The sequence below is a fragment of the Burkholderia sp. AU45388 genome, from assembly GCF_030481585.1.
In the GTDB taxonomy this organism is placed as follows: domain Bacteria; phylum Pseudomonadota; class Gammaproteobacteria; order Burkholderiales; family Burkholderiaceae; genus Burkholderia; species Burkholderia sola.
The window spans coordinates 47,255-68,863 of the sequence record NZ_JAUJPV010000010.1 but is presented as its reverse complement, the minus strand read 5'-3'; the positions used below and the strand labels follow the sequence as shown (position 1 = coordinate 68,863).

Sequence of the window (21,609 nt, the reverse complement as noted above, 5' to 3'; positions counted from 1 at the left end):
TCGTTCTATGCGGACGACGTCGCCGGCGCGAGCTCCGTCACCAGATACCCGGCCGCCACGAGTGCATCGAGCGCGGCTCGCGACGCCGCCGCAGGGAGACCGTCGTGCCGCGCCCACGCCGCGCTCACACACGCATGAGCTTGCGACGGCGTGGCCACCAGACGGCCGAAACTCTCCGGACGCTGGCGAACATGAAAAATCAGCGTGTCGATCTTCGCGGCCTGTCGAAGCCGTTCGATCTGTTCGTCGTCGAGCACGTATGGCTCGCCGCTGCGCCCGCCGGCCGCCTCCCCGCCAGCCGCTTCGCCCACGGCGTCGAAGTCGAGCGCGACGAGCGCCCCGGTGCGATCGAACACGTGCCACGCGTCGATGCCGTCCGTGAAGCGGCGGCGCTGGGCGGGCGTCAGCGCCGCGAGCCACGCGGGCAGGCAACGCGTATCGGCAAGACGCACCAGAAACGCTTCGCCGTCGGCCGCCGCACTCGCCTCCATCTGTCCGCGCAGATGCGCGGCAAGCGCGGCCGTATCGCGCGCGCCATGCAGCAGGCTCACCATCGGTCGTCCGGACGTCTCGCGCAGCACGGTCTCCAGCATCGCCCGGCGCGCCGCCGCGCCCGCCGGCAACGGCACGAGGCACGGCGAAATCGCCAGCAGGTCGTCGCCGTCGTACACCCCTTCGCACAACACGACGACGGCATCGTCGCGCTCGACCGCGGGCATCCGGTCACGCAACGCCGGCGCGAAACCCATGTCGAGCAGCAGATGCCAGCGGCCGTCGTCCGGCACGCGCTCGAAGAGCGCATTCAGCCGGCCCGGCGTGTCGTCGGGATAGCGGTCGATCCAGTCGATCGTCTCGATCGTCATGCTCAGATCGCCTTGCCCGCGAGTGCGCTGCCCGACTGCATCGCGTGCAGCAGGCATTCGACACATACCTTCTCGGGAAACTGCGGCAACGGCGTATTCAGTTGATCAGGGCCGACGAATGCATGCTGCGCGGCATACACGACGAATTTGCCGGGACAACCGAACGTGACGTCGCCCCCTTCGATCGTCACGTGCGCTCCCCCGCTCACCGCGAGATGCACGGTCTTCTTCGCGGCGATCTCGACGTCCGCGCTCGCGGACGCGAGCTTCAGATCGTCGCGCGCGCGCAGGCCCAGCACGTCGCGCTGCGCCTGCAGCGTCAGGCCGTCCTTGCCGGCGATCATGCCGATGCCGACACCCTCTGCATGGCTCGCGCCGGCCAGCCAGCCGATGCCCTGCCCGCTGTGAATACGCAGTTGCTGCGCAGCGGCGAGATTGAAGTCGCCGCCGCTGCCGAGCGACAGCGTTTCGCCGGCCGCCCATTGCAGCGCCTGGCCTGCAACCAGCCCGTGCCCGCCCCGTGCCTCAATGCCGAGCACGGCGTCGCCCGTGTGCGGCAATGCGTTGCCCGTCGATCGCCGTGCGGCGTCGGCCGACGCCTGCGTGTAACCGTTCGCGCCGACCGTCGTCGCGAAGCTCTGCGCAAGCGCATCGAGCGGCGCGGCGCTGCCGTTCAGCGACGACTGGCCCGCCTGCTCCACGCCGCGCTGCGCGGCGAACGGCAGCGTCCCATGCGTATCGGCCGTCTGGTCGAATCGCCGAACCAAGGCGGTGTGCCGCGCGAGCAGCGCCTGCAGCGCGGACGCATCGCCCGCCGGCTGCGCGGCACCGGCGGGCGCATAGCTCGACACCAGCAGGCCGCGCGTCGCACGCATCGCACCGTACGCGTCCGAGCGCAATTCGACGCCCTGGCCACGAAAACTGCCGAGATAGTTGTCCGCCTGATGACGCAGATGACCGAGGTTCAATTGCGTGGCCGCGTGCGTGGTCGCCATCTGCAGGCGCCCCATGCCGTCGGAATCGTCGGCGACGAGCTGGTTGTAGCCTTGCCCGTCGAACCCCTGGCTCTTGAAGCCCGACAGCGCGCCGGCGTGATTGTGGCGATCCGTGCCGCCGCCGGCGCCATGCCACGCAGGGCTCAGCCCGCTTGCCAGATTGCCCTGCGCGCTCGGCGCATGATCGCCTGCCTGCGTGTAGATCGACGCGTCGAGCGGCTTGCCGGCCGCCCCGCCCGGCGAAGGCGACTCGCCGCCTTCGCCGCGGCCATTGAACAGGCCGCCGAGCACGATCGGCCGGTGGATCAGCCCGTGGTGAAACTGCACGAGGACTTCATGGCCGATGCGCGGCACCTGCTGAAGGCCATGCCCATCGCTCGCGAGCCGTTGTATGGCGCGCGTCGGATACGTACCCGCGTCGTCCTGCGCCTGCCAGTGGAAGCGAACGCGCAACCGCCCCTGCGCATCGGCATGCACCGGTCCCGTCGAACCGGGCCGTGCGTCGCCGGCCGGCCCGACGACGATCGCCGTCTGCGCGCCGAGCGCCGTCGGCACCGGATTGAGTCGCTGCCCGGTTCCGTCGGCCAGCGTGGGCCGCCAGACCTGCGTTCGCGGCACCGCATCGAACCGGTTCGCATAACCGCCGGCCTTCGCTTGCCGAACCACGCGCGGATCGAGCGCCGCCGCCGGCAACGGCCCGAGTTGCCGTTCGATGGCTTCCATGACGGTCGAGGGCAGATTGTTGATCCCGACGTGCTCGACGCGCGTCAGCAGAAAATCCGCGGGCGCCGCGGCGCCGCGCACGGGCTGCCAGCCGGCATCGACGAGTTTCAACGCCCGTCCTGCGCGCGCCGTGCGCAGCGTGCCGTAGCCGGTCCAGAAACTGGCGCGCGACACGATCGCATCGGCCTGGCGCCGCACCGTATCTTCCGCTTCGCGCAAGCTGTCGAACGCCTCCGGCCCGACGTCGTCGTAGAGCTCGCGCGCGCCGTCCGGCCGGCCGAGCGTCGTACTCGCGGTAGTCGCCCGGTTCACGCGATAGTCGCTGCTGATCAGCGTGATGCGATCGGCGGTCAGCGACAGCGACTGCCCGATCCCGAGGATCACGTCGTCGGTGCCGGTCGCCGTCCCGCTCGAGCGGCGCGGCACGCCGCCGCGTCGCGCGGACGTATCGTCCTCGGCCAGTTGCGCACTGTCGTCGAAGACCAGCATCGCGTGCCCGGCAGGCGCGTCCTCGTCTTCGACGAAACAGAAGCCGAGGCCGGCCTCGGCCAGCAGATGCTGCACGAATTCGTAGTGCGTATGGGTTCGGTACTGCACGCGATACGCAGCGGGGCCCAGCGCATCGAGACGCCGGCTGGCATCCGGCGTGAGGCGCCACCGCGCGATCTCGGCGTACGGTGCGAACACCGTGTCGAGCACGTCGGCAAGCGTCTGGTTCACGAAGGTTCGCTCGTCGCGCGCATGCGTGAGTGCGGCGAGCCACGGCACGACCCGGAGATGGTAGCGAGCGAGACCTGCGTCGTAACCCCGGCATTCGGCCTCGGCGACGAGACCGCTGCGCAGCGTCGTCGTGCCGTTCGCGAGCGTGGTGCGAATCGCAACACGCTGCCCGAGCATCGCGTCGAGATCCAGTGCAGGATCCGTCGACAACGCATCGACGTTCCATTCGAAGAGATCGGAGAGCGATTCGCGGCCGGTCCAGCGCTCGATTTGAAATGCGGCAAGCGCGCCCGCTCCGTCCAGCGAATACAGGCGATTGAATGCGCCAAAAAGAGACGCAAATTCCGTGATGACGCTCATGCGGCCCCGCTCTCTCAGGATTTGACGTTTTTAAATGGATATTGCTGCGACGAACACGGGATGATGCACGATTGCCGGCATCGCGCGCGCCATGCCGAACCGGCGCGTCACGCGCGGGAGCCCCGCGACACCGCCCGCTGTCTGGCTGAACGTGCGCCAGTTGGATCGGGTGATGCGCCCCCTATTCAAAGCTTACTATTCTAGATTACGCCGTTGGGCTTCGCCATAGGCAAACAGACCTAGATTTAAAATGCAGCCCTTGACGTGCCGGCATCACGCCCGATAATGACGGCCTTCGGTTCGAAAGCTACATTACGGCCGAATCGAAAAAAGCAATTATTACCGAAAGGTGATAAATACCCCATTCAGCCGAAATCGATTCGAAAAACGTTGTCGATGATAGACGCGACTCTCTCCCGCACCCGGCGGCGAAGCCGCGATGCATCGTCGCTGATTCCAGCCAGGAGGCCTATCCGGATGACCAAACCCTTCATCGTCCTTGGGGACAAGCACAGCCATGGCGGCACCGTGACCAGCGCGTCCACGCTGTCGTCGGTCGACGGCCGCGGCATCGCGCGCCGCAACGACACGGTGACGTGTCCGATCCACGGCCCGAATTACATCGTCGACGGCGACGACACGATGATCGTGCAGGGCGAAGGCGTCGCGCGCGATGGCTACAAGACGGCCTGCGGCGCCGTACTGGTCGCCAGCCGGACGGCGGGCGGCGACGGCAATTGATATACGACGCCGCAAGTCACGGGGAGAATCGACGGAAATGATCATGCGATTGCGCAAGACCGCATTCGTCGCCGCGCTGTTCGTCGCGGTGTGGATCGCCGTGTTCGTCTGGTGGAAAACGACCCGGCATGCGCCCACTACCCGGGAGCTGGTGCTGTGCGGGCTCGTGCTGCCGGCGGCCCTCGCCGTCTGCGTGGCATGGCTGCGCCGGGGGCTCGGCCCGCATCCGGCGCTCGCGGCCACCGCACCGCCGGGTTCGCCCGCATCGGCGGACGCCTCTGCCGCGCAGGATCCGACGTCGCACACGTGGTCGGCCCTGCTGCTCGACAGCAGCGTGAGGCTGCCGACGGGGGCGACGACCGCAGACATCGATGCGGCGGCCCGGGAAGAGCGTTCCGTCGCGCTTCATCCCGAACTGCAACGTCCGGACGGAACCGGCGTATTCGCGAGCACCGTCGAATCGGTGTCGCTCGACCGGTTCGATACAAGCCTGCTTGCGCCCGACGCGCGGGAAACGCTGCAGGACGAGCATTGGCGCGGGCTGCTGTTGGCCGCCGACGCACTCGACGAATTGCGCGAGCGTCATGCCGTGTTGTCCGGCGCGGCCGCCGACGCGCCGCCGCTCAGGCTCCATCTGCTGATGCCGGAGCGCTGGCAACCGGTCGCCGCCACGCTCGCCGCATGGCTCGATGCACACGCGGCGCGGGAAGCCGTCGCGCCGGGCATCGTCCCTGCGCAACTGCGCACGGTCGCCGATCCCGTACAAGCATGGGCAGTGGTCGACGAACTGATCCAGGCGTTGCACCTGCAACCGTCCGGCGAGCGGCACGTCGTCCTCGCGCTCGACTCCACTGCGAGCCAGGACGCAGTCGACGCGCTCGATCGCGCGGGCCGGCTCTACGGCCGGGATCGGCCGAACGGCGTGATGCCCGGCGAAGGCGCATGTGCATTGCTGCTCGGCCATCCCGACACACCGCATGCGATGTCCGTCCCGTCGATCCACCGGCTCGCGGCCGCGCACCGCGCGGGTTCCGCCGATCACGGCAAGGCCGAAGCGACGACGCTCGAACAGTTGCTTGCGGCGGCGGGTACGCGCTTGTCGACGTTACGCCCCGGCCTGTCGGCATCCGGATTCGTCACCGACGCCGATCAACGCAGCAGCCGCCGCACCGAAGTCGTGACGGCCGGCGAGCAGATCTGGGGCGATGATGCCGCCGAGCGCAGCCGCCACCTCGGGCTCGCCAACGGGGCAAGCGGCGCGGCGCTCGCGCTCGCTGCGCTGGCCGTCGCCGCCGATCGCGCGACAGAGGAAGGACAAGCGGTATTGGCGGCATCGGTCAGCGACCCGCTCGCACGTGGCGTGATGCTCGTCACGCCGGCGATGACGGTCGACACCACGGCATCGGTGCCGCAATCCGGAGCGGTCGACGCGTGACGCACCGGCCAGCGCGGTGCGTCACGCGTCGCGCGAGCCGCGGTCTACTCCGGTATCGAGGCGCCCGGGCGCCGCGGCTGCCGATACCGCGGCCCGCGGCGATGAATCGCGACGCGTGCTGCCGACGATCGGCCGCGCGACGTGCATGCCCGCAATAGCCGCACTCGCGGAGGCGGCACGAGCCGCAACGGATTTCCGTCGGCGGCCGGATGCCTCACCCGCGCCGCACCCAGATCACTTTCCCGTCGCGAATGCCGAGATTGCGGCGCTCCTCCCGGTAATCCATCGTGCCCGGCAACGATTTCCCGTCGCGCTCGAGCACGCGCCACAGGCAGCCGTCGAGCAGCGCGGCCGCATCGGTCTCGGTCTTGCCGACCAGCGCATCGTCCGGCGTGGCGTCCGCCTTGCATACCTGCGCGCCGCCGGACTGCAAAGGGGCCCTCGCCTCGCCGCCGGCGGTGGCGTTACGGTGCTTCGTGTCCATGTCCGCACATCCTGCAAAGGTTGCACCCGCAACGAGTGCAACGAGCATCGCGATCGTATTCTTCATCGGTTTCTCCCTGAAGCGGCCCGGCGGTCGCCGTGCGGCATTCGTGCAAGACCGGGCATCGCATGCATGATCGATTCCGCACGCTGCCGGCCGCTTCCTGCCGAGCCGGCCCTCGCATGGCGGCCTTTCGCGACCCGGCCGAGCCGCCTCGGCGCCCCTGCGTCGCAGGCCCGGCCTGACGCCGAACCCGCCCGCATGTTACCGCACGCGGTTCGCCGCGACGGCGCGACGCCGACGCCGACGCCGACGCATCGTGTGCGCGCCGCGCGCACCGGCCCGCGTCGGCAATGCGCTCAGAACGTGTACGTCACGCCCGCGATGCCGTAGTAGTTGCTGCGCGACTGCACGATCGGGCTGTCGCCCGCGCGGCCCAGCAGTCGCGTCACGCCGCCGGTCGCGAGCACCGACCAGTGCCGCGACAGCGTCCAGTTCCATGCAACCGCCATCGACGCGCTGTCGATCCCGCCGCTCACCGAATACGGCCGGAACCGGCTCGTCATCGACTGCGCGTCGGTCACGCCGTAGAAGGTCTGCATGTAGCGTCCCGAGCCCGCGTGCACGGTGCCCGTCACGATGATCTCGTGCTGCGACGTCTTGAGCACCGGCACCGCGAGATCCACGTGCCCCGCCACGCCGCGCGACGTGTGCGTCGCCGGCGTATCGATCGTGACGCTCAGTTCCGCCGCGTTGAAGAGCGTGACGCCGGCGCGCACGCCGACGAGCACCGAGCCCGGAATCCGGCCCATCCCCTTCAGGTAGTCGGAGCCCGGCAGGTCGAAGCGGTTCTCGTCCGCGCGGCCCGCGTCGTAGTTCACCGCCGCCGACACGAACGCCCCGTGCGGCAGGTCCAGCCGGTAGCCGGCGCCCTGCGTGCTGTCGACGAAGAAGCCATTGCCGAACGTGGCGGAAAACGACGGCGCAACGACGCCGCGATACTGTTTGCTGCCCTGGTAGCGCGGTGCGAACCCGCCGCCGAGCGACAACGAATACTGGTTTTCCGCGTGGGCGGCGGCGGCGAGGGTCAGGCCGGCGAGCGGCATGCAATAGCGGTAGCGGCGAAGGGAGGGGCGCACAATATCGAGATATGAGTGACGAAGCCCGCAGTCTAGGTGCCGCCCCGCGCCGAGACTGTCCTGAATGTGCGGCGAATGTGTGCGCAATTGTGTTCGATTGTTCGCGATTGTCGCCCCGCTGCCCCGGCGGTCGATCCGCCGGATAGAATTCGCGTGCCGCGCGCGCATCGGTCTGCCGGGTGCGAGATGGCGCGTGCATCCGGGGAGACCATGAACGAAGTTCCACTCAAATACCGCGTGCTGCTGATCGAGGACGATGATCGCCTCGCGCAGCTCGTCCGCGAATACCTCGACGGCTATGAATTCGCGGTGACGGTCGTGCGGCGCGGCGACCTCGCCGTCGCCGCGGTGCGCGAGCACCAGCCGGCCCTCGTGATACTCGACCTGATGCTGCCGAATCTCGACGGCATGGAAGTCTGCCGGCGCATCCGCGCGTTCACCAACGTCCCCGTGCTGATCCTGACCGCACGGGCGGACGTATACGACCAGGTCGCCGGCCTCGAGACGGGCGCCGACGACTACGTGACGAAGCCGATCGAGCCGCGCGTGCTCGTCGCACGTGCTCGCGCGCTGTTGCGCCGCGCGCAGCCGGCCGCGGCGCAAGCACCCGCGGTCGCGCCCGACGCGCTCGTATTCGGCGAGCTCGCCATTTCGCCGCCGAACCGCACCGTCACGTGGCGCGGCGAGCCGGTCGAGCTGAAGACCGCCGAATTCAACCTGCTGCTGATCCTCGCGCGCGCGGCCGGCATCGTGCTGAGCCGCGACGACATCCTGAAGCAGTTGCGCGGGATCGAATTCGACGGGCTCGACCGCTCGGTCGACTCAGGCATCTCGAAGCTGCGCCGCCGCTTCGAGGATGCGTCGTCGGAGCCGCACAAGATCAAGACGATCTGGGGTCGCGGCTACCTGTTCAGCCCTTCCGCGTGGGACGAATAAATGCTGCGCCCGCTGCTTCGGTTGTACCTCGTCGTGATCCTGTTCGTCGGCGCGTCGATCATCTTCATCCAGCTGTCGTTCGACCGGATCTTCTACGAGCGCGGCGCGCAGGCGCAACGCGACTCGCTGACGACCTATTCGTTCGTGCTGAACGACTACCTCGAACGCCATCCGGGCACGCAGCGCGCGCTCGCATTGCGCGAACTCGCGCTGCACGGCCGCGAAGGGTTCGGCTTCATGTCGATGGCCGACGCACGCGCGCAACTGAGCGGCGCGCCGCTGCGCGATCTCGATGCCGGCAGGATCGCGATCAGCTACAACGGCAAGGATTACTACATGCCGCTCGCGGACGGCTCGGTGCTGCATGCGCGCCCGATCGAGGCGCCGGACCTCGACATCCGCATCTATGCGTACATGCTGCTCGCGCTCGCGACGCTGTTCGCGGTGGTGCTGTGGATTCACTATCACTGGCGCGACATTCGCCGGCTGCAGGACGCCGCGCGCGCGTTCGGCGCCGGGATGCTGTCGACGCGCGTGAAGGTGTCGGGCAAGTCGAACATCTACGAGTTGTCGCAGCAGTTCAACGACATGGCCGCGCGCATCGAGGCGTCGATCAAGCAGCAGCGCGAAATGATGCACGGCATCTCGCATGAACTGAAAACGCCGCTCGCCCGGCTCGAATTCGGGCTCGCGCTGCTCGCCGACGCCGACGAAACGGGCCGGATGCGCGAACGCCGCGACGCGCTGCGGCGCGACGTGCGCGAACTCGACGAGCTCGTTACCGAGCTGCTGACGATCGGCCGGCTCGAACAGGGAGCGAGCGAGCTCGCGCCGATGGAGGTCGTCGTCGACACGCTGATCGACAGCGTCGCCGGCAACGTCGCGGACGACATCGCCGATCGCGGCATCGCGCTCGACGTGTCGACGCTCGACGCGCCCGCGACCCACGTGTGCGATCCGAAGCTCGTCGCCCGCGCGCTGCTGAACCTGATCCGCAACGGCGCGCGCTATGCGTCGCGCAAGGTCGTGCTGGCCGCCGCCCGCGACCGGTCCGGCGCGCTCGTGCTGATGGTCGACGACGACGGCCCCGGCATTCCGGCCGCCGAGCGCGCCCGCGTGTTCGAGCCGTTCCAGCGGCTGGATTCGAGCCGCGACCGGCAGACCGGCGGCTTCGGGCTCGGGCTCGCGATCGTGCGGCGCGTCGCGCAGGTGCACGGCGGCGCCGTGCGGCTCGAGGATTCGCCGCTCGGCGGCGCGCGCTTCGTGATCACGCTGCCGGTGCGCGCGCTGCTGGACAAGCGCTTCGACGTCGCGCAGGACGCGGCGACCCCACATGCCGATGCGCGCCGCCTCAGCGGCACGGGGACGGGTACGGTCGTTCCGCTTCGATGAGACGGGCGGCGCGTCCCGGCCCGCCCTCGCCCGAGCGTGCCTTCGCTCAGCGCCGGCGCAGCAGCGCGACGAAGAACAGGCTGCCGAACAGTGCGGTCACGATGCCGATCGGCAGATCCTCCGGCGCCGCGAGCGTGCGCGCGGCGACATCGGCCCACACGAGCAGGATCGCCCCCGCCAGCGCGGCGACCGGCAGCAGCCGGCCGTGCTCGGCGCCGACCATGCGACGGCACAGATGCGGCGTCACGAGCCCGACGAAGCCGATCGCGCCGCTGACCGCGACCATCGCGCCCGTCGCGAACGACGCGACGACGAACACCTCGCGCCGCATCCTCGCGCTCGGCACGCCGAGCGACGCGGCGGCGACGTCGCCCGACATCAGCGCATTCAGTTCGCGCCGGCGCGCATAGAGCGCGCAGCCGGCAAGCACCGCGCATACGGCCGGCACCGGCAGCAGATCCCAGCGCGCGAGCCCGACGCCGCCGAGCATCCAGAACAGCACCGACGACGCGGCGCGCTGGTCGCCGAGATACAGCAGCAGGTTGCCGAACGCGGCCATCATGAACGACACCGACACGCCCGCGAGCAGCAGCCGGTCCGATTCGAGCCGGCCGCTCCGGTAAGCGAGCGCGACCACGCATGCGGTAGCCGCAAGCGCGCCCGCGAATGCGGCGGCCGACAGCGTGAACGGGCCGAACGCGGCGCCGGCCACCACGGTGACCGCGATCGCGCCGAGCATCGCGCCCGCGCTCACGCCGAGCAGGTGCGGATCGGCCAGGCGGTTCGCGGTCGCCGCCTGCAACGCGACGCCGACCGCCGCTAGCGTCGCGCCGACGATCGCGGCCAGCAGCGCGCGCGGCATCCGGATCAGCCACACGATGCTGTCGTCGCCCGCGGCGGCCGCGAACGCGTCGGCGCCGCCGAACGCCGACGCGACGTGCGCGGCGACGATCCGCACCGCGGCCGGCATCGCGATCGGCGCGGGGCCGAACGCAGCCGACACGACGATCGACACGATCAGCAGCACGGCCAGCCCCGGCAGCACCACGCGCATGCCGGGCCGCGCCGCCTGCCCGCGCACGCTCATCGTGCCGCCGCCGCAAATGCGGCCGGATATAGCGCGCGGGCGAGCGTCTCGACGGCCGCGACGTTCTCGGGGCCCGGCGTCGCCGCATCGTACGGAATCACGACGAAGCGCCGGTCGCGGATCGCGGCCACGCGCGCGAGCGCCGGCTGGCTCGACAGGAACTGCTGCTTCTGCGCGGCCGTCACCGCCGAATAGTCGACGATCACGATCACCTGCGGATCGCGCGCGACCACGCTTTCCCAGCTCACCTGCGTCCAGCTGCGCGGCAGGTCGTCCATCACGTTGCGCGCGCCCGCCGCCGCGAGCAACGCGGTCGGCATCGCGAGCCCGCCGGCGGTCATCGGCTTGTCGGTGCCGCTGTCGTACACGAACACGCGCAGCGGCGCCGGACGCCCGATCGCGCGCGACACCGCCGCGAGACGCGCGCGCATCCCGGCGACGACCTGCGCGGCGCGCGCATCGACGCCGAAGATCCGGCCGAGATTGGTCAGGTCGCGGAACACGTCGTCGAACGACGCGGCCGACTGCTTCATCACGTGCGAGCACGATTCGGTCAGTTCGTACGTGCGGATGCCGAACGGCGCGAGCGTCGCGGGCGTCACCGGCCCGCCGACACGCATCCCGTAGTTCCAGCCCGCGAGATAGAAGTCGGCGCGCGCGGCGGCCAGCACTTCCAGCGACGGATACTGGCTCGCCAGTTCGGGCACGCCGCGCAACGCGTCGCGCACGCGTGCGGTGCCCGTCTTCCAGCCGCCGATGCCCGTATAGCCGACGAGGCGATCCTTCAGGCCGAGCGCGAGCATCATCTCGGTGAGGTTCACGTCGTTGCTCACCGCGCGCGTCGGCGCGCGCTCGAACGTCACGTCGCGATCGCAACTGCGCACGGTGACCGGATAGGCGAGCGCGTGAACGGCCGCGCCGCCGAGCACGGCAGCGGCGACCAGACGGCGGGAGACGGAGGACAGGACAGGAAACGGCATGGCGGTCATTCCGGATGAAGCGGCGTGATGCGCGGGCGGCGCGTGACGGGATGGCGATCGACGAGCGCGGCGACGCCGAACACGTCGCGCAGCAGCGCTTCGGTCAGCACGTCGTCCGGCACGCCGGACGCGACGACGCGGCCGTGCGCGAGCACATGGAGGCGGTCGCAATACGCGGCCGCGAGATTGAGGTCGTGAATCGTCGCGAGCGTCGCGATGCCGAGGCGGCGCACGCGCGCGAGCAGTTCGAGTTGGTGACGCAGGTCGAGATGGTTGGTCGGTTCGTCGAGCAACAGCAGTTCGGGCTGCTGCGCGAGCGCGCGCGCCAGCAGCGCGCGCTGCTTCTCGCCGCCCGACAGCGACGCGAAGCGCTGTGCGCGGCGCTCGACGAGGCCGACATCGTGCAGTGCGGAGTCGACGATCCGGCGATCGTCGGCCGACTCCGCATCGAACGGCCGCTTGTGCGGCGTGCGGCCCATGCCGACCAGTTCGTCGACCGTCAGCCCGAAATCGTCCGGCGTCTCCTGCTGCAGCACCGCGATGCGCTGCGCGACCGCACGCGGCCGCATGCGCCACACGTCCTGCGCATCGAGCGCGACGCGGCCCGCGTCGGGGCGCGCGTAGCGGAACACGCAGCGCAGCAGGCTCGTCTTGCCGCTGCCGTTCGGGCCGACCAGCCCGACGAACTCGCCCTCCGCCACGCTCAACGTCACCGAATCGAGCACGGTGATCGCGCCACCGGGAGACCAGCTCACGCGTTCGATGTCGAGCATGTGGGTGACGGGACGCATGCCGTATCGCCCTAGAAGCGCATCGTCGCGACGAGCTCCGCCGAGCGCGACGGGCCGAGCAGCCATTGCTCGCCGCCGTTCGACGTCGTCACCGCGTACGTGCGGTTCGCGAGATTGCGCAGATACATCGCGAGCTCGGTGCGCGACGTCGGCTGCCAGCGCAGCGACGCATCGAACACCGTATACGACGGCACCCGCACGCGATTCGCGTCGTCGCCGTAGGTCGCGCCGACGTAACGCACACCCGCATTCGCGTGCCAGCGCTCAGCGAACGCCCAGCCGAACCACAGGTTCGCGGTCTGCTGCGGCACGCCGGACGGCACGTTGCCGTCCCGCGACACCGTCGCACCGCCGGCCGTCTGGTTGAACGCGTCGTAGCGGGCGCGCAGCAGCGCGACGTTCGCATCGATCGTCCAGCCGTGCGGCAGCCGCGCGCCGCCGGTCAGCTCGACGCCGCGCGACGATTGCCGGCCGACCTGCCGGCGCAGCGCCGGATTGAACGGATCGGTGCTGAGCAGGTTGCGCTTCACGATGTCGTACACCGCGAACGTCCAGTAAGCACGACCGTCGAGCAGCGTCTGCTTGAGCCCGGCTTCCCACTGTTCACCGGTCGCGAGCCGGTAGCCCGCCTGCGACGCGGACAGCGTCACGAGCGAGCCGACGCCCTCCGCGCCCGTCGTGTACTGCGCATACGCGCTGAACGTCGGCGCGATCTCGAACACGAAACCGGTGCGCCAGCCGACGTTCGCGAACCGCTTGTCGAAGCCCGCGCCGCTCGCCGCCTGCTCGCGGCTGAACGCGATGTGGTCGTAGCGCAGGCCGCTCACCCACGCGAGCCGCGGCAGCACGTCGAGCCGGTTCTCCGCGAATACCGCCGCCTGCCGCGCACGCGTGCTGAACTGCGGCACGGTCGGGTCGGGGCTCGTGAAGACACCGGGATCGAAGCCGTGCGCCGGTACGGTCGTTTCACCGCCGTACGGCGAATTGTTGATGCCGCTGAACGTGATCTGGCTGAATTCCGTGCCGATGACGAAACGGTTCGCGCGACCGAACAGCATCCCGTCGATGCGCGCGCTCAGCCGGTCGCCGATCTGCCGCTGATGGTGGCCGATGTCGAGATAGTCGCCGCGCGTGACGAGCCCCGTCGCCGCATCGAGCGCATACGATTCCGCGTTGCGCCAGTGGCGGTTCGACGTCAGGTAGTAAAGCTGATTGTCGATCGTCACGCCCGGCGCGGGCCGGTAGCGCGCCGACAGGCGCGTCCACTGGTCGTAGTACGAAATCGTCGCATCGCCAACCGTGTAGTTCAGCTTGCGCAGCGACGAATCGAGCACGCCGTTCGGCGCGGGCACGCCATAGTACGTCGCGGGCATCTGGCGGCCGTAGTCGTAGTCGAGCGTCAGCGTGAGTTGCGGGCTCACGTCGAACGTCAGCGCGCCGCCGATGGCCGTCGTATGCGTATCGGTCCGCTCGGCGAGACCGTTCGCGCGCGCATCGCTCGCATAGAAGCGGTACGACAGCCGCGGGCCGAGCGCGCCCGTCGTATCGAACGCGAAGCGCTTCGCGCCGTCGGGGCCGACGCCGGCCTGCAGCGCCGTCTCGCGCGTGCGCTGCGGCCGTTTCGGCACCACGTTCACGACCCCGCCGATCGCTCCTTCTCCGTACAGCACCGACGCCGGGCCGCGCAGCACCTCGATGCGCTCGACCGACCACGTGTCGAACGGAAACGTGCTCGTGCCGGCCGCGGGCATCAGCCGCACGCCGTCGAGCAGCGTCATCACCGATTCCTGCCCGCTGAAGCCGCGCACGCTCAACGCGGTGCCGCCGGTGCCCGGCGCGATCGCGCTCGCGAAGCCGGCGGTGCGCGTGACCGCATCGAGCACCGTGCGATCGCCGCGTGCGTCGATCGTGTCGGCCGTGACCGCTTCGACGCTCGCGGGCGTGTCGAGGCTCGCGAGCCCGAGCCGCGAGCCCGTTTCGAGCGGTTGCGTCAGCGGGTCGGCCTGGGCGGACGAAGCAGTGACGTTGATCGCCGGCAGCGCGTGCCGGTCGTCCGGCGACGATGCGGCGGCTTCGGCAGCCAGCGCGCCGGTGGTGGCGATCGCGCAGCCGACCAGGGTCGTGCAACCGCGTGCCGCGCGCGTGCGCCAGGCGCTCGCGTTCCGGCGCCGCGCCGCATGGCGCCGCTCCCCGCGCGCCGGGGTGTGTCCGATTCTCGTCACGTCGTATCGATCTTCGTTGGATGTCGTCGCACGCGAGCGGCCCGGGCACCCGGCCGGCCGGCGACGAAAACGTCAGATGATACAATATATCAACTTGATCCGTCGGGATTTCGACAGCTCGAGTAGCTGCTCCGCGCGTCTAGTGCGGGCAACTCGACTGCTCCCACGGATTGTCGGCTGCGGCTCGTTGCGTGCCATGAACGCGTGAACTCATGAGCGCCTGCATCGTGCGCGCTTGCCGCGCCTCGTCGAAGCCGCGCACGACCTCACGCGCCAGGCCTGGCACGCGGCCGCAAGCCGGTTGCACGCCAGCCGCCACCCCGCTCAACCGCCGGTCTTGAACGCCGGCAACTGCTGCCCGAGCCGCGCGCCCATTTCCGCGCCGAGCGCCTGCAGCGCATTGAACGGCCGGATCATCACCTCGAACTCGACGATCTTCCCGTCGTCGTCGAAGCGGATCATGTCGATCCCCTTCAGCGCCTTGTCGCTGATGGTCGCGCCGAATTCCAGCACGACGCTCTTGCCGTCGTCGGCCGCGAACTGGCGGTGATACGTGAAATTCTCGAGGAGGGTGATCACCGTGCGCAGCGCCATCAGCAGCGCCGGCGCCGGCCCGTACGGCTTGAACGCCATCGGCGAACGGAACACGGCGTCCGGATGGACGATCGATTCCAGCGCGCCGAAATCCTTGCGTTCGACCATCGCATGCCATGCGTCGAGCGATTTCGCGACGGCGGGATGAACCTTCAGCGGTGAGTGCGTCATCGCAGTCTCCAGTAACGTTGTTGGATCGAATGGAAACGAATCGGTATCAAAGGGTCGCGGCCAGCGTCGTGCCCTGGTGAATCGCGCGCTTCGCATCGAGTTCGGCAGCCTCGTCCGCGCCGCCGATCAGATACACGCGGCATCCGGCGGCCTGCAGTTGCTCCGCCAGCTCGCGCGACGGCTCCTGCCCCGCGCAGATCACCACGTTGTCCACCGGCAGCGTCTGCTCGACGCCGTCGATCGTCACGTGGAAGCCGTCGTCGTCGATGCGCCGGTACGTGACCGACGACGACATCCCGACGCCGCGCGCCTTCAGCGCCGTGCGGTGAATCCATCCGGTGGTCTTGCCGAGCCCGTCGCCGACTTTCGACGCCTTGCGCTGCAGCAGATGCACGTGCCGTGCCGCCGGTTCGGGCCGCGCTTCGCCCAGGCCGCCCGCATTCGCATACGACCGGTCGACGCCCCATACGCTGAAGAACCGGTCCGCATCGACCTGCTCGCCGCCGTCGCGATGAACGAGATACTCGGCGACGTCGAAGCCGATCCCGCCCGCGCCGACGATCGCGACGTGGCGACCGACGGCCTTGTCGTCGCGCAGCACGTCGAGATAGCCGAGCGCCTTCGGATGCCCGATGCCGTCGATCGGCGGCGTGCGCGGCACGATGCCCGTCGCGATCACCACTTCGTCGAATGCACCCTGCAACAGCATCTCGGCGGTCGCACGCGTATTGACGTGCAGCGCGATGCCGCGCAGTTCGATCTGCCGGCGGAAATAGCGCAGCGTCTCGTTGAACTCTTCCTTGCCGGGCACCTTCTTCGCGATATTGAACTGGCCGCCGATCTCGGCGCCGGCTTCGTACAGCGTGACCGCGTGACCGCGTTCGGCCGCCGTGACCGCGAAGCCGAGGCCCGCCGGCCCCGCGCCGACCACCGCGATCCGCTTGCGCCGCGGCGCGGGCTGGATCACGAGCTCGGTTTCATGACACGCACGCGGATTCACGAGACACGACGTGATCCGGCCGCTGAACGTATGGTCGAGGCATGCCTGGTTGCAGCCGATGCACGTGTTGATTTCGTCCGCGCGCCCTTCCCGCGCCTTGCGGACGAACTCGGCATCGGCGAGGAACGGCCGCGCCATCGACACCATGTCGCAATAGCCGTCGGCGAGCAGTTGCTCGGCGACTTCCGGCGTGTTGATCCGGTTGGTCGCGACGAGCGGGATGCGGACCTTGCCCATCAATTGCCGCGTCACCCACGCATACGCGGCGCGCGGCACCTTGGTCGCGATGGTCGGAATGCGCGCCTCGTGCCAGCCGATGCCGGTATTGAGGATCGTCGCGCCGGCCGCTTCGATCGCCTGCGCGAGCCGGATCACCTCGTCGAGCGTCGAGCCGCCTTCGACGAGATCGAGCATCGACAGCCGGTAGACGACGATGAAGTTCGCGCCGACACGCTCGCGCACGCGCCGCACGATCTCGACCGCGAAACGAATGCGATTCTCGTACGCGCCGCCCCACGCATCGTCGCGATGGTTCGTGCGCGCGGCGATGAATTCGTTGATCAGGTAACCCTCGGACCCCATGATCTCGACGCCGTCGTAGCCCGCATGCTGCGCGAGCGCCGCACATCGCACGAAATCGGCGATCGTCTCGTCGACCTCGTCGCTCGTCAATGCGTGCGGCGTGAACCGGTTGATCGGCGCCTTCAGCGCGCTGGGCGCGGCGAGCGCCGGGTGATACGCGTAGCGCCCGAAATGCAGGATCTGCAATGCGATCCTGCCGCCCTCCGCGTGCACCGCACGCGTCACGACACGATGGCGTTCGGCTTCCGCTTCGGTCGTCAGCATCGCGCCGCCCGGCGCCGGACGGCCGCGCTCGTTCGGCGCGAATCCGCCCGTGACGATCAGGCCTGCCTCGCCCCGCGCGCGCTCCGCATAGAACGCGGCCATCCGCTCGAAGCCGTTCGGCGCTTCCTCGAGGCCGACGTGCATCGACCCCATCAACACGCGATTCCTGAGCGACGTGAAGCCGAGTTCGAGCGGGGTCGTCAAATGCGGATAACGGGAGGTCATCGGGGCGTCTCCATCTTTTATGCAACAAGTTGCACGAATGGTAGCGCGTCGATTCCGTTTATGCAACATGTTGCATAAACGGTCCTCTGTCGCTTGTGCCGCGGCCCCGATATGGCAAGATGCGGTTCATTGCGCAGCCTCCTTCGATCCGACATGTCCCTGCCTCACGCGCTTCTTACCGCCCTCGCCGAACGCCCCGGTTCGGGGTCCGAGCTCGCCGACCGTTTCGATCGCTCGATCGGCTATTTCTGGCAGGCGACGCACCAGCAGATCTATCGCGAACTCGGGCGTCTCGAAGAGATGGGCTGGATCGAATCGCTGCCCGCCGAATCCGGTCGCGGCCGCAAGCGTGCGTACCGGATCCTGCCGGCCGGCAAGAAGGAACTGCGCCGCTGGATCGCCGAACCGGAAGATCCGACGCCGCTGCGCGAGGCATTGATGGTGCGCCTGCGCGCGGAAGCCGTGCTCGGGCCGGCCGGTCTCGAGGGCGAGATCCGGCGGCGCATCGCGCTGCATCAGGAAAAGCTGGATTTGTATCTGCAGATCGAGGCGCGTGATTTTTTGGCGGCCGGCGATCCGGCGGCCGGCGATCCGACCGCTGACGATTCACGCACGAAGCGCCTGCAGCATCTGGTGCTGCAGGCCGGTATCGCCAACGAACGGTTCTGGGTCGAGTTTTCGCAGCACGCACTCGACACGCTGCGTTTGCCCAAGGATTGAAGCGGCTGACGAATGGCGGGCGGCGTTCGCTTCAGCGCCGCGCGACATAGTGCGCCAGACTAACCGGGCGCGACGCCTTCACACCAGATCGCACCGCGCCCGCTTTCATGAAGCCCAGGCCGCGCGGCCTGCGTTGCAGCGCCGCGCGGCGAACCCGGATCACGCGTCCGGAAAAATCACCACCTTGCCTTTCACCTGCCGGTTCGCCATACGCGCGATCGCGTCGGCCGCGCCGTCCAGCGGCACGCGTTCGGTGATCGCGGGCCGCACCTTGCCGGCCGCGAACCATTCGGCGAGCAGCCGCATGTTCGCTGCATGTTGCGCCGGATCGCGACGCACCGCATCGCCCCAGAACACACCGAGTATGTCGCGCTCCTTCAGCAGCGCGAGGTTTAGCGCGAGCTTCGGAATCTCGCCGGCCGCGAAGCCGACCACGAGGAACCGGCCGCGCCACGCGGTCGCACGCAGCGCCGCCTCGCTGTATGCGCCGCCGACCGGATCGTAGACGACGTCGGCGCCGCGCCCGCAGGTCAGTTCGTCGACGCGGCGGCGCAGGTCTTCGGTCGCATAGTCGATCGTCTCGTCGGCGCCCGCTTCGCGGCACAGCGCGAGCTTGTCCGCGCTCGACGCCGCCGCGATCACGCGCGCGCCGAGCGCTTTCGCGATCTCGATCGCGGCGATCCCGACGCCGCCGGCCGCGCCCAGCACCAGCAACGTCTCGCCCGCCTGCAGGCGCGCACGCTGCTGCAACGCGTGCAGCGACGTGCCGTAGGCGAGCACGAGCGCCGCGCCCTGCTCGAACGTCATGCCCGGCGGCAGCGCGGCGAGCTGGTACGCGTCGGCCACGCACTGCTCGGCGAACCCGCCATGGCCGGTAAACGCCATCACCGAATCGCCGGGCCGCCATGCAGTGACGCCCTCGCCGACCGCGTCGATCACGCCGGCGAACTCGGCGCCCGGCGAAAACGGCAGCACCGGTTTCACCTGATACAGCCCCTGGACGATCAATGCGTCGGGGAAGTTCAGCGACGCCGCCTTCACCTGGATCCGGACTTGCCCGGCAGCCGGTTCGGGAATCGCGACGTCCTCGATGCGCAAGTGGTCGATCGGGCCGAATGCGTTACACAACAGGGCTTTCATGCGCTTCTTTCTCCTTGCGCGGCGTGGCCGGGCATCGGTACGGTATGCGGGATCCCCCCGCACGGCCGGATCACGACGCGTATGCGATGCCCAACGGCATCGGCCACATCGTCAGTATTCCGGAAGGTCGTTGACGGCACGATCAGAACCACGCGTCGCGCATGTCGAGCGTCGTCGTGTCGACGCTCGACAGCAGGTCGAGCTGCGCATCGACCTTCGGCAGTTCCCAGCGGAAAAAGTACCGGGCCGCCGCGCGCTTGCCGTCGTGGAAATCGCCGTCGCGCCCGTGCGCGGCGAGCGTCACGTCGAGCCACAGCCAGGCAACGACGAGATGGCCGAACGCTTCGAGATACACGCTCGCGTTCGCGAGCCGCGTCCGCGGATCGCCGATCGCGCTCAACCGATGCGTGACGTCGCCCAGCCGCGCCCAACGCCGCGCCAACGCATCGGCGTGCTCGCGCGTGCCGGCATCCAGCGCTCGCGCGCGTTCGACGGTCGCGCCAACGCGCGCATCGAGTGCGCGCAGCGACGCGCCGTCGTCCTGCACGACCTTGCGGCCGAGCAGATCGAGCGCCTGGATGCCGTGCGTGCCTTCGTGAATCGGATTCAGGCGATTGTCGCGATAAAGACGCTCGACCGCGTAGTCGCGCGTGTAGCCGTAGCCGCCGTGCACCTGGATCGCAAGATCGTTCGCGGCAAGACACCACTGCGACGGCCAGCTTTTCGCGATCGGCGTCAGGATATCGAGCAGCCGCGCAGCATCGGCGCGCACCGCCGCATCGTCGTGCGCACGCGCTTCGTCGACGCGTTTCGCGCAATACAGGATCAACGCGAGGCCGCCCTCGACATACGCCTTCTGCGTGAGCAGCATGCGCCGCACGTCTGGATGGTCGACGATCGGCGCCTGCGGCGCGGCCGCATCCTTGCCGGCCGGCCCGAGCGGGCGCCCTTGCGGACGGTTGCGCGCGTAGTCGAGCGCATGCAGATAGCCAGTGTAGCCGAGCGCCACCGCGCCCGCACCGACCCCGATACGCGCCTCGTTCATCATGTGGAACATGTAGGCCAGGCCATGATTCGGTTTGCCGATCAGATAACCGATCGCGCCCGCACGCCCTTCCGGCCGATACCGCGTGCCTTCGCCGAAATTCAGCAGGCAGTTGGTCGTGCCGCGATAACCCATCTTGTGGTTCAGCCCGGCGAGCACGACGTCGTTGCGCTCGCCGCTCGCGCCGCCATCGGTGCCCGTCAGGACCTTCGGCACGATGAACAGCGAGATGCCGCGCGTGCCGGGCTGCAGCCGGCCGTGTTCGTCGGGGATCTTGGCGAGTACGAGATGGACGATGTTCTCGGCCAGTTCGTGCTCGCCGCCGGAAATCCACATCTTGTTGCCGGTCAGCCGGTAGCGCGGGCCGAGCGGCGAATCGCATTCGAAATCGGCGCGCGTCGCGATGTCGGACAGCGACGAGCCGGCCTGCGGTTCGGACAGGCACATCGTGCCGAGGAAACGCCCTTCGAGCTCCGGGCGAGCGAACGCGTCGATCTGCGCGGCGCTGCCGTGCGCGACGAGCAGGTTCGCATTGGCGACGGTCAGGAACGGATACGCGGCCGTCGCGATGTTCGCGGCCTGGAAGAACAGGAACGACGCGGCTTCGACCAGTTTCGGCAAGCGCATGCCGCCGAGCGCTTCGTCGTGCCCCGCGGCGATCAGTCCGGCGTCCGCGAACGCGCGCACGGCCGGTTCGACTTCCGGGATCAGCGTCACGCGCTCGCCGTCGAACCGCGGCTCCTCGCGATCGCCGCGCGCCGCGTGCGGTGCGAACAGGTCTTCCGCAATCCGCTCGCTGGTGTCGAGCACCGCGTCGAAGGTTTCGCGACTGTGCTCCGCGTAGCGCGGCAGCGCGACGAGCGCTTCGGCGTCGAGCCAGTCATACAGCAGGAACGCAAGATCGCGTCGCGACATCAACAGGCTCATCGTGCTGCCTCCCGGGGTGCCGGCCGTGTCGGCCTAATGAAGGGTTGCGTGGCTCCAAGTGCTGGCAGGAATT

General features: G+C 69.2%; 17 protein-coding genes. 5 read left to right on the top strand and 12 right to left on the bottom strand.

The window, feature by feature from the left end:
* Nucleotides 1-5: 5 nt before the first annotated feature.
* Together QZM72_RS17930 and QZM72_RS17925 are read right to left on the bottom strand one after the other, a co-directional pair.
* Complete coding sequence (locus QZM72_RS17930) at nucleotides 6-863, bottom strand: DUF4123 domain-containing protein (RefSeq protein WP_301738813.1); 858 nt, start codon at nucleotides 861-863, stop codon at nucleotides 6-8.
* A gap of 2 nt (nucleotides 864-865) precedes the next feature.
* Nucleotides 866-3,661 carry a type VI secretion system Vgr family protein gene (locus tag QZM72_RS17925; protein WP_301738811.1) on the bottom strand — a complete coding sequence of 932 codons (2,796 nt, stop codon included), beginning with the start codon at nucleotides 3,659-3,661 and terminating at the stop codon, nucleotides 866-868.
* A gap of 477 nt (nucleotides 3,662-4,138) precedes the next feature.
* On the opposite strand from QZM72_RS17925, the gene QZM72_RS17920 reads away from it, so the two are divergent.
* Entirely contained in the window at nucleotides 4,139-4,402 is a 264-nt protein-coding gene (locus tag QZM72_RS17920) for a PAAR domain-containing protein (protein ID WP_089467184.1), read from the top strand.
* 37 nt (nucleotides 4,403-4,439) lie between these two features.
* Nucleotides 4,440-5,837 (top strand): hypothetical protein, encoded by a 1,398-nt coding sequence (locus tag QZM72_RS17915; protein WP_301738809.1) that lies wholly within the window; start codon nucleotides 4,440-4,442, stop codon nucleotides 5,835-5,837.
* A gap of 214 nt (nucleotides 5,838-6,051) precedes the next feature.
* Here the strand turns inward: QZM72_RS17915 and QZM72_RS17910 are convergent, their stop codons facing one another.
* Nucleotides 6,052-6,387 carry a hypothetical protein gene (locus QZM72_RS17910; RefSeq protein ID WP_301738808.1) on the bottom strand — a complete coding sequence of 112 codons (336 nt, stop codon included), beginning with the start codon at nucleotides 6,385-6,387 and terminating at the stop codon, nucleotides 6,052-6,054.
* Nucleotides 6,388-6,680: 293 nt separating this feature from the next.
* Nucleotides 6,681-7,427, bottom strand: coding sequence for a MipA/OmpV family protein (locus QZM72_RS17905; protein WP_301738916.1), 747 nt, complete (start codon nucleotides 7,425-7,427; stop codon nucleotides 6,681-6,683).
* 243 nt (nucleotides 7,428-7,670) lie between these two features.
* Here QZM72_RS17905 and QZM72_RS17900 point away from each other — a divergent pair, with 243 nt between their 5' ends.
* Together QZM72_RS17900 and QZM72_RS17895 are read left to right on the top strand one after the other, a co-directional pair.
* Nucleotides 7,671-8,396, top strand: coding sequence for a response regulator (locus tag QZM72_RS17900; protein ID WP_301738807.1), 726 nt, complete (start codon nucleotides 7,671-7,673; stop codon nucleotides 8,394-8,396).
* The gene (locus tag QZM72_RS17895; RefSeq protein ID WP_301738806.1) at nucleotides 8,397-9,788 is read left to right on the top strand and encodes an ATP-binding protein; all 1,392 of its coding nucleotides are present in this window, start codon (nucleotides 8,397-8,399) and stop codon (nucleotides 9,786-9,788) included.
* Nucleotides 9,789-9,834: 46 nt separating this feature from the next.
* On the opposite strand, the gene QZM72_RS17890 is transcribed toward QZM72_RS17895, so the two are convergent.
* The 6 genes from QZM72_RS17890 to QZM72_RS17865 form a co-directional block, all read right to left on the bottom strand.
* Complete coding sequence (locus QZM72_RS17890; protein WP_089467179.1) at nucleotides 9,835-10,875, bottom strand: iron ABC transporter permease; 1,041 nt, start codon at nucleotides 10,873-10,875, stop codon at nucleotides 9,835-9,837.
* Complete coding sequence (locus tag QZM72_RS17885; RefSeq protein WP_301738805.1) at nucleotides 10,872-11,864, bottom strand: ABC transporter substrate-binding protein; 993 nt, start codon at nucleotides 11,862-11,864, stop codon at nucleotides 10,872-10,874. The genes QZM72_RS17890 and QZM72_RS17885 overlap by 4 nt, the downstream gene beginning before the upstream one ends.
* Nucleotides 11,861-12,646, bottom strand: coding sequence for an ABC transporter ATP-binding protein (locus QZM72_RS17880; protein WP_089467177.1), 786 nt, complete (start codon nucleotides 12,644-12,646; stop codon nucleotides 11,861-11,863). Before QZM72_RS17880 ends, QZM72_RS17885 begins: the two co-directional genes overlap by 4 nt.
* Nucleotides 12,647-12,657: 11 nt before the next feature.
* Nucleotides 12,658-14,748 carry a TonB-dependent siderophore receptor gene (locus tag QZM72_RS17875; protein WP_301738914.1) on the bottom strand — a complete coding sequence of 697 codons (2,091 nt, stop codon included), beginning with the start codon at nucleotides 14,746-14,748 and terminating at the stop codon, nucleotides 12,658-12,660.
* A gap of 444 nt (nucleotides 14,749-15,192) precedes the next feature.
* A complete protein-coding gene (locus QZM72_RS17870; protein WP_301738804.1) occupies nucleotides 15,193-15,633 on the bottom strand; it encodes a nuclear transport factor 2 family protein in 441 nt (146 codons plus the stop codon).
* Between the two features lie 46 nt (nucleotides 15,634-15,679).
* Nucleotides 15,680-17,704 carry an FAD-dependent oxidoreductase gene (locus QZM72_RS17865; RefSeq protein ID WP_301738803.1) on the bottom strand — a complete coding sequence of 675 codons (2,025 nt, stop codon included), beginning with the start codon at nucleotides 17,702-17,704 and terminating at the stop codon, nucleotides 15,680-15,682.
* A gap of 153 nt (nucleotides 17,705-17,857) precedes the next feature.
* On the opposite strand from QZM72_RS17865, the gene QZM72_RS17860 reads away from it, so the two are divergent.
* Nucleotides 17,858-18,424, top strand: coding sequence for a PadR family transcriptional regulator (locus QZM72_RS17860; RefSeq protein ID WP_301738802.1), 567 nt, complete (start codon nucleotides 17,858-17,860; stop codon nucleotides 18,422-18,424).
* 159 nt (nucleotides 18,425-18,583) lie between these two features.
* Here QZM72_RS17860 and QZM72_RS17855 read toward each other — a convergent pair whose 3' ends face one another.
* Both QZM72_RS17855 and QZM72_RS17850 read right to left on the bottom strand, forming a co-directional pair.
* Complete coding sequence (locus tag QZM72_RS17855) at nucleotides 18,584-19,564, bottom strand: NADPH:quinone oxidoreductase family protein (protein ID WP_301738801.1); 981 nt, start codon at nucleotides 19,562-19,564, stop codon at nucleotides 18,584-18,586.
* Between the two features lie 142 nt (nucleotides 19,565-19,706).
* The gene (locus QZM72_RS17850) at nucleotides 19,707-21,536 is read right to left on the bottom strand and encodes an acyl-CoA dehydrogenase (protein ID WP_301738799.1); all 1,830 of its coding nucleotides are present in this window, start codon (nucleotides 21,534-21,536) and stop codon (nucleotides 19,707-19,709) included.
* Nucleotides 21,537-21,609 lie beyond the last annotated feature (73 nt).

Coding starts and splice junctions, on each gene's coding strand:
- QZM72_RS17930 (WP_301738813.1), bottom strand. CDS start 863: ATGACGATCGAGACGATCGACTGGATCGACCGCTATCCCGACGACACG.
- QZM72_RS17925 (WP_301738811.1), bottom strand. CDS start 3,661: ATGAGCGTCATCACGGAATTTGCGTCTCTTTTTGGCGCATTCAATCGC.
- QZM72_RS17920 (WP_089467184.1), top strand. CDS start 4,139: ATGACCAAACCCTTCATCGTCCTTGGGGACAAGCACAGCCATGGCGGC.
- QZM72_RS17915 (WP_301738809.1), top strand. CDS start 4,440: ATGATCATGCGATTGCGCAAGACCGCATTCGTCGCCGCGCTGTTCGTC.
- QZM72_RS17910 (WP_301738808.1), bottom strand. CDS start 6,387: ATGAAGAATACGATCGCGATGCTCGTTGCACTCGTTGCGGGTGCAACC.
- QZM72_RS17905 (WP_301738916.1), bottom strand. CDS start 7,427: ATGCCGCTCGCCGGCCTGACCCTCGCCGCCGCCGCCCACGCGGAAAAC.
- QZM72_RS17900 (WP_301738807.1), top strand. CDS start 7,671: ATGAACGAAGTTCCACTCAAATACCGCGTGCTGCTGATCGAGGACGAT.
- QZM72_RS17895 (WP_301738806.1), top strand. CDS start 8,397: ATGCTGCGCCCGCTGCTTCGGTTGTACCTCGTCGTGATCCTGTTCGTC.
- QZM72_RS17890 (WP_089467179.1), bottom strand. CDS start 10,875: ATGAGCGTGCGCGGGCAGGCGGCGCGGCCCGGCATGCGCGTGGTGCTG.
- QZM72_RS17885 (WP_301738805.1), bottom strand. CDS start 11,864: ATGACCGCCATGCCGTTTCCTGTCCTGTCCTCCGTCTCCCGCCGTCTG.
- QZM72_RS17880 (WP_089467177.1), bottom strand. CDS start 12,646: ATGCGTCCCGTCACCCACATGCTCGACATCGAACGCGTGAGCTGGTCT.
- QZM72_RS17870 (WP_301738804.1), bottom strand. CDS start 15,633: ATGACGCACTCACCGCTGAAGGTTCATCCCGCCGTCGCGAAATCGCTC.
- QZM72_RS17865 (WP_301738803.1), bottom strand. CDS start 17,704: ATGACCTCCCGTTATCCGCATTTGACGACCCCGCTCGAACTCGGCTTC.
- QZM72_RS17860 (WP_301738802.1), top strand. CDS start 17,858: ATGTCCCTGCCTCACGCGCTTCTTACCGCCCTCGCCGAACGCCCCGGT.
- QZM72_RS17855 (WP_301738801.1), bottom strand. CDS start 19,564: ATGAAAGCCCTGTTGTGTAACGCATTCGGCCCGATCGACCACTTGCGC.
- QZM72_RS17850 (WP_301738799.1), bottom strand. CDS start 21,536: ATGAGCCTGTTGATGTCGCGACGCGATCTTGCGTTCCTGCTGTATGAC.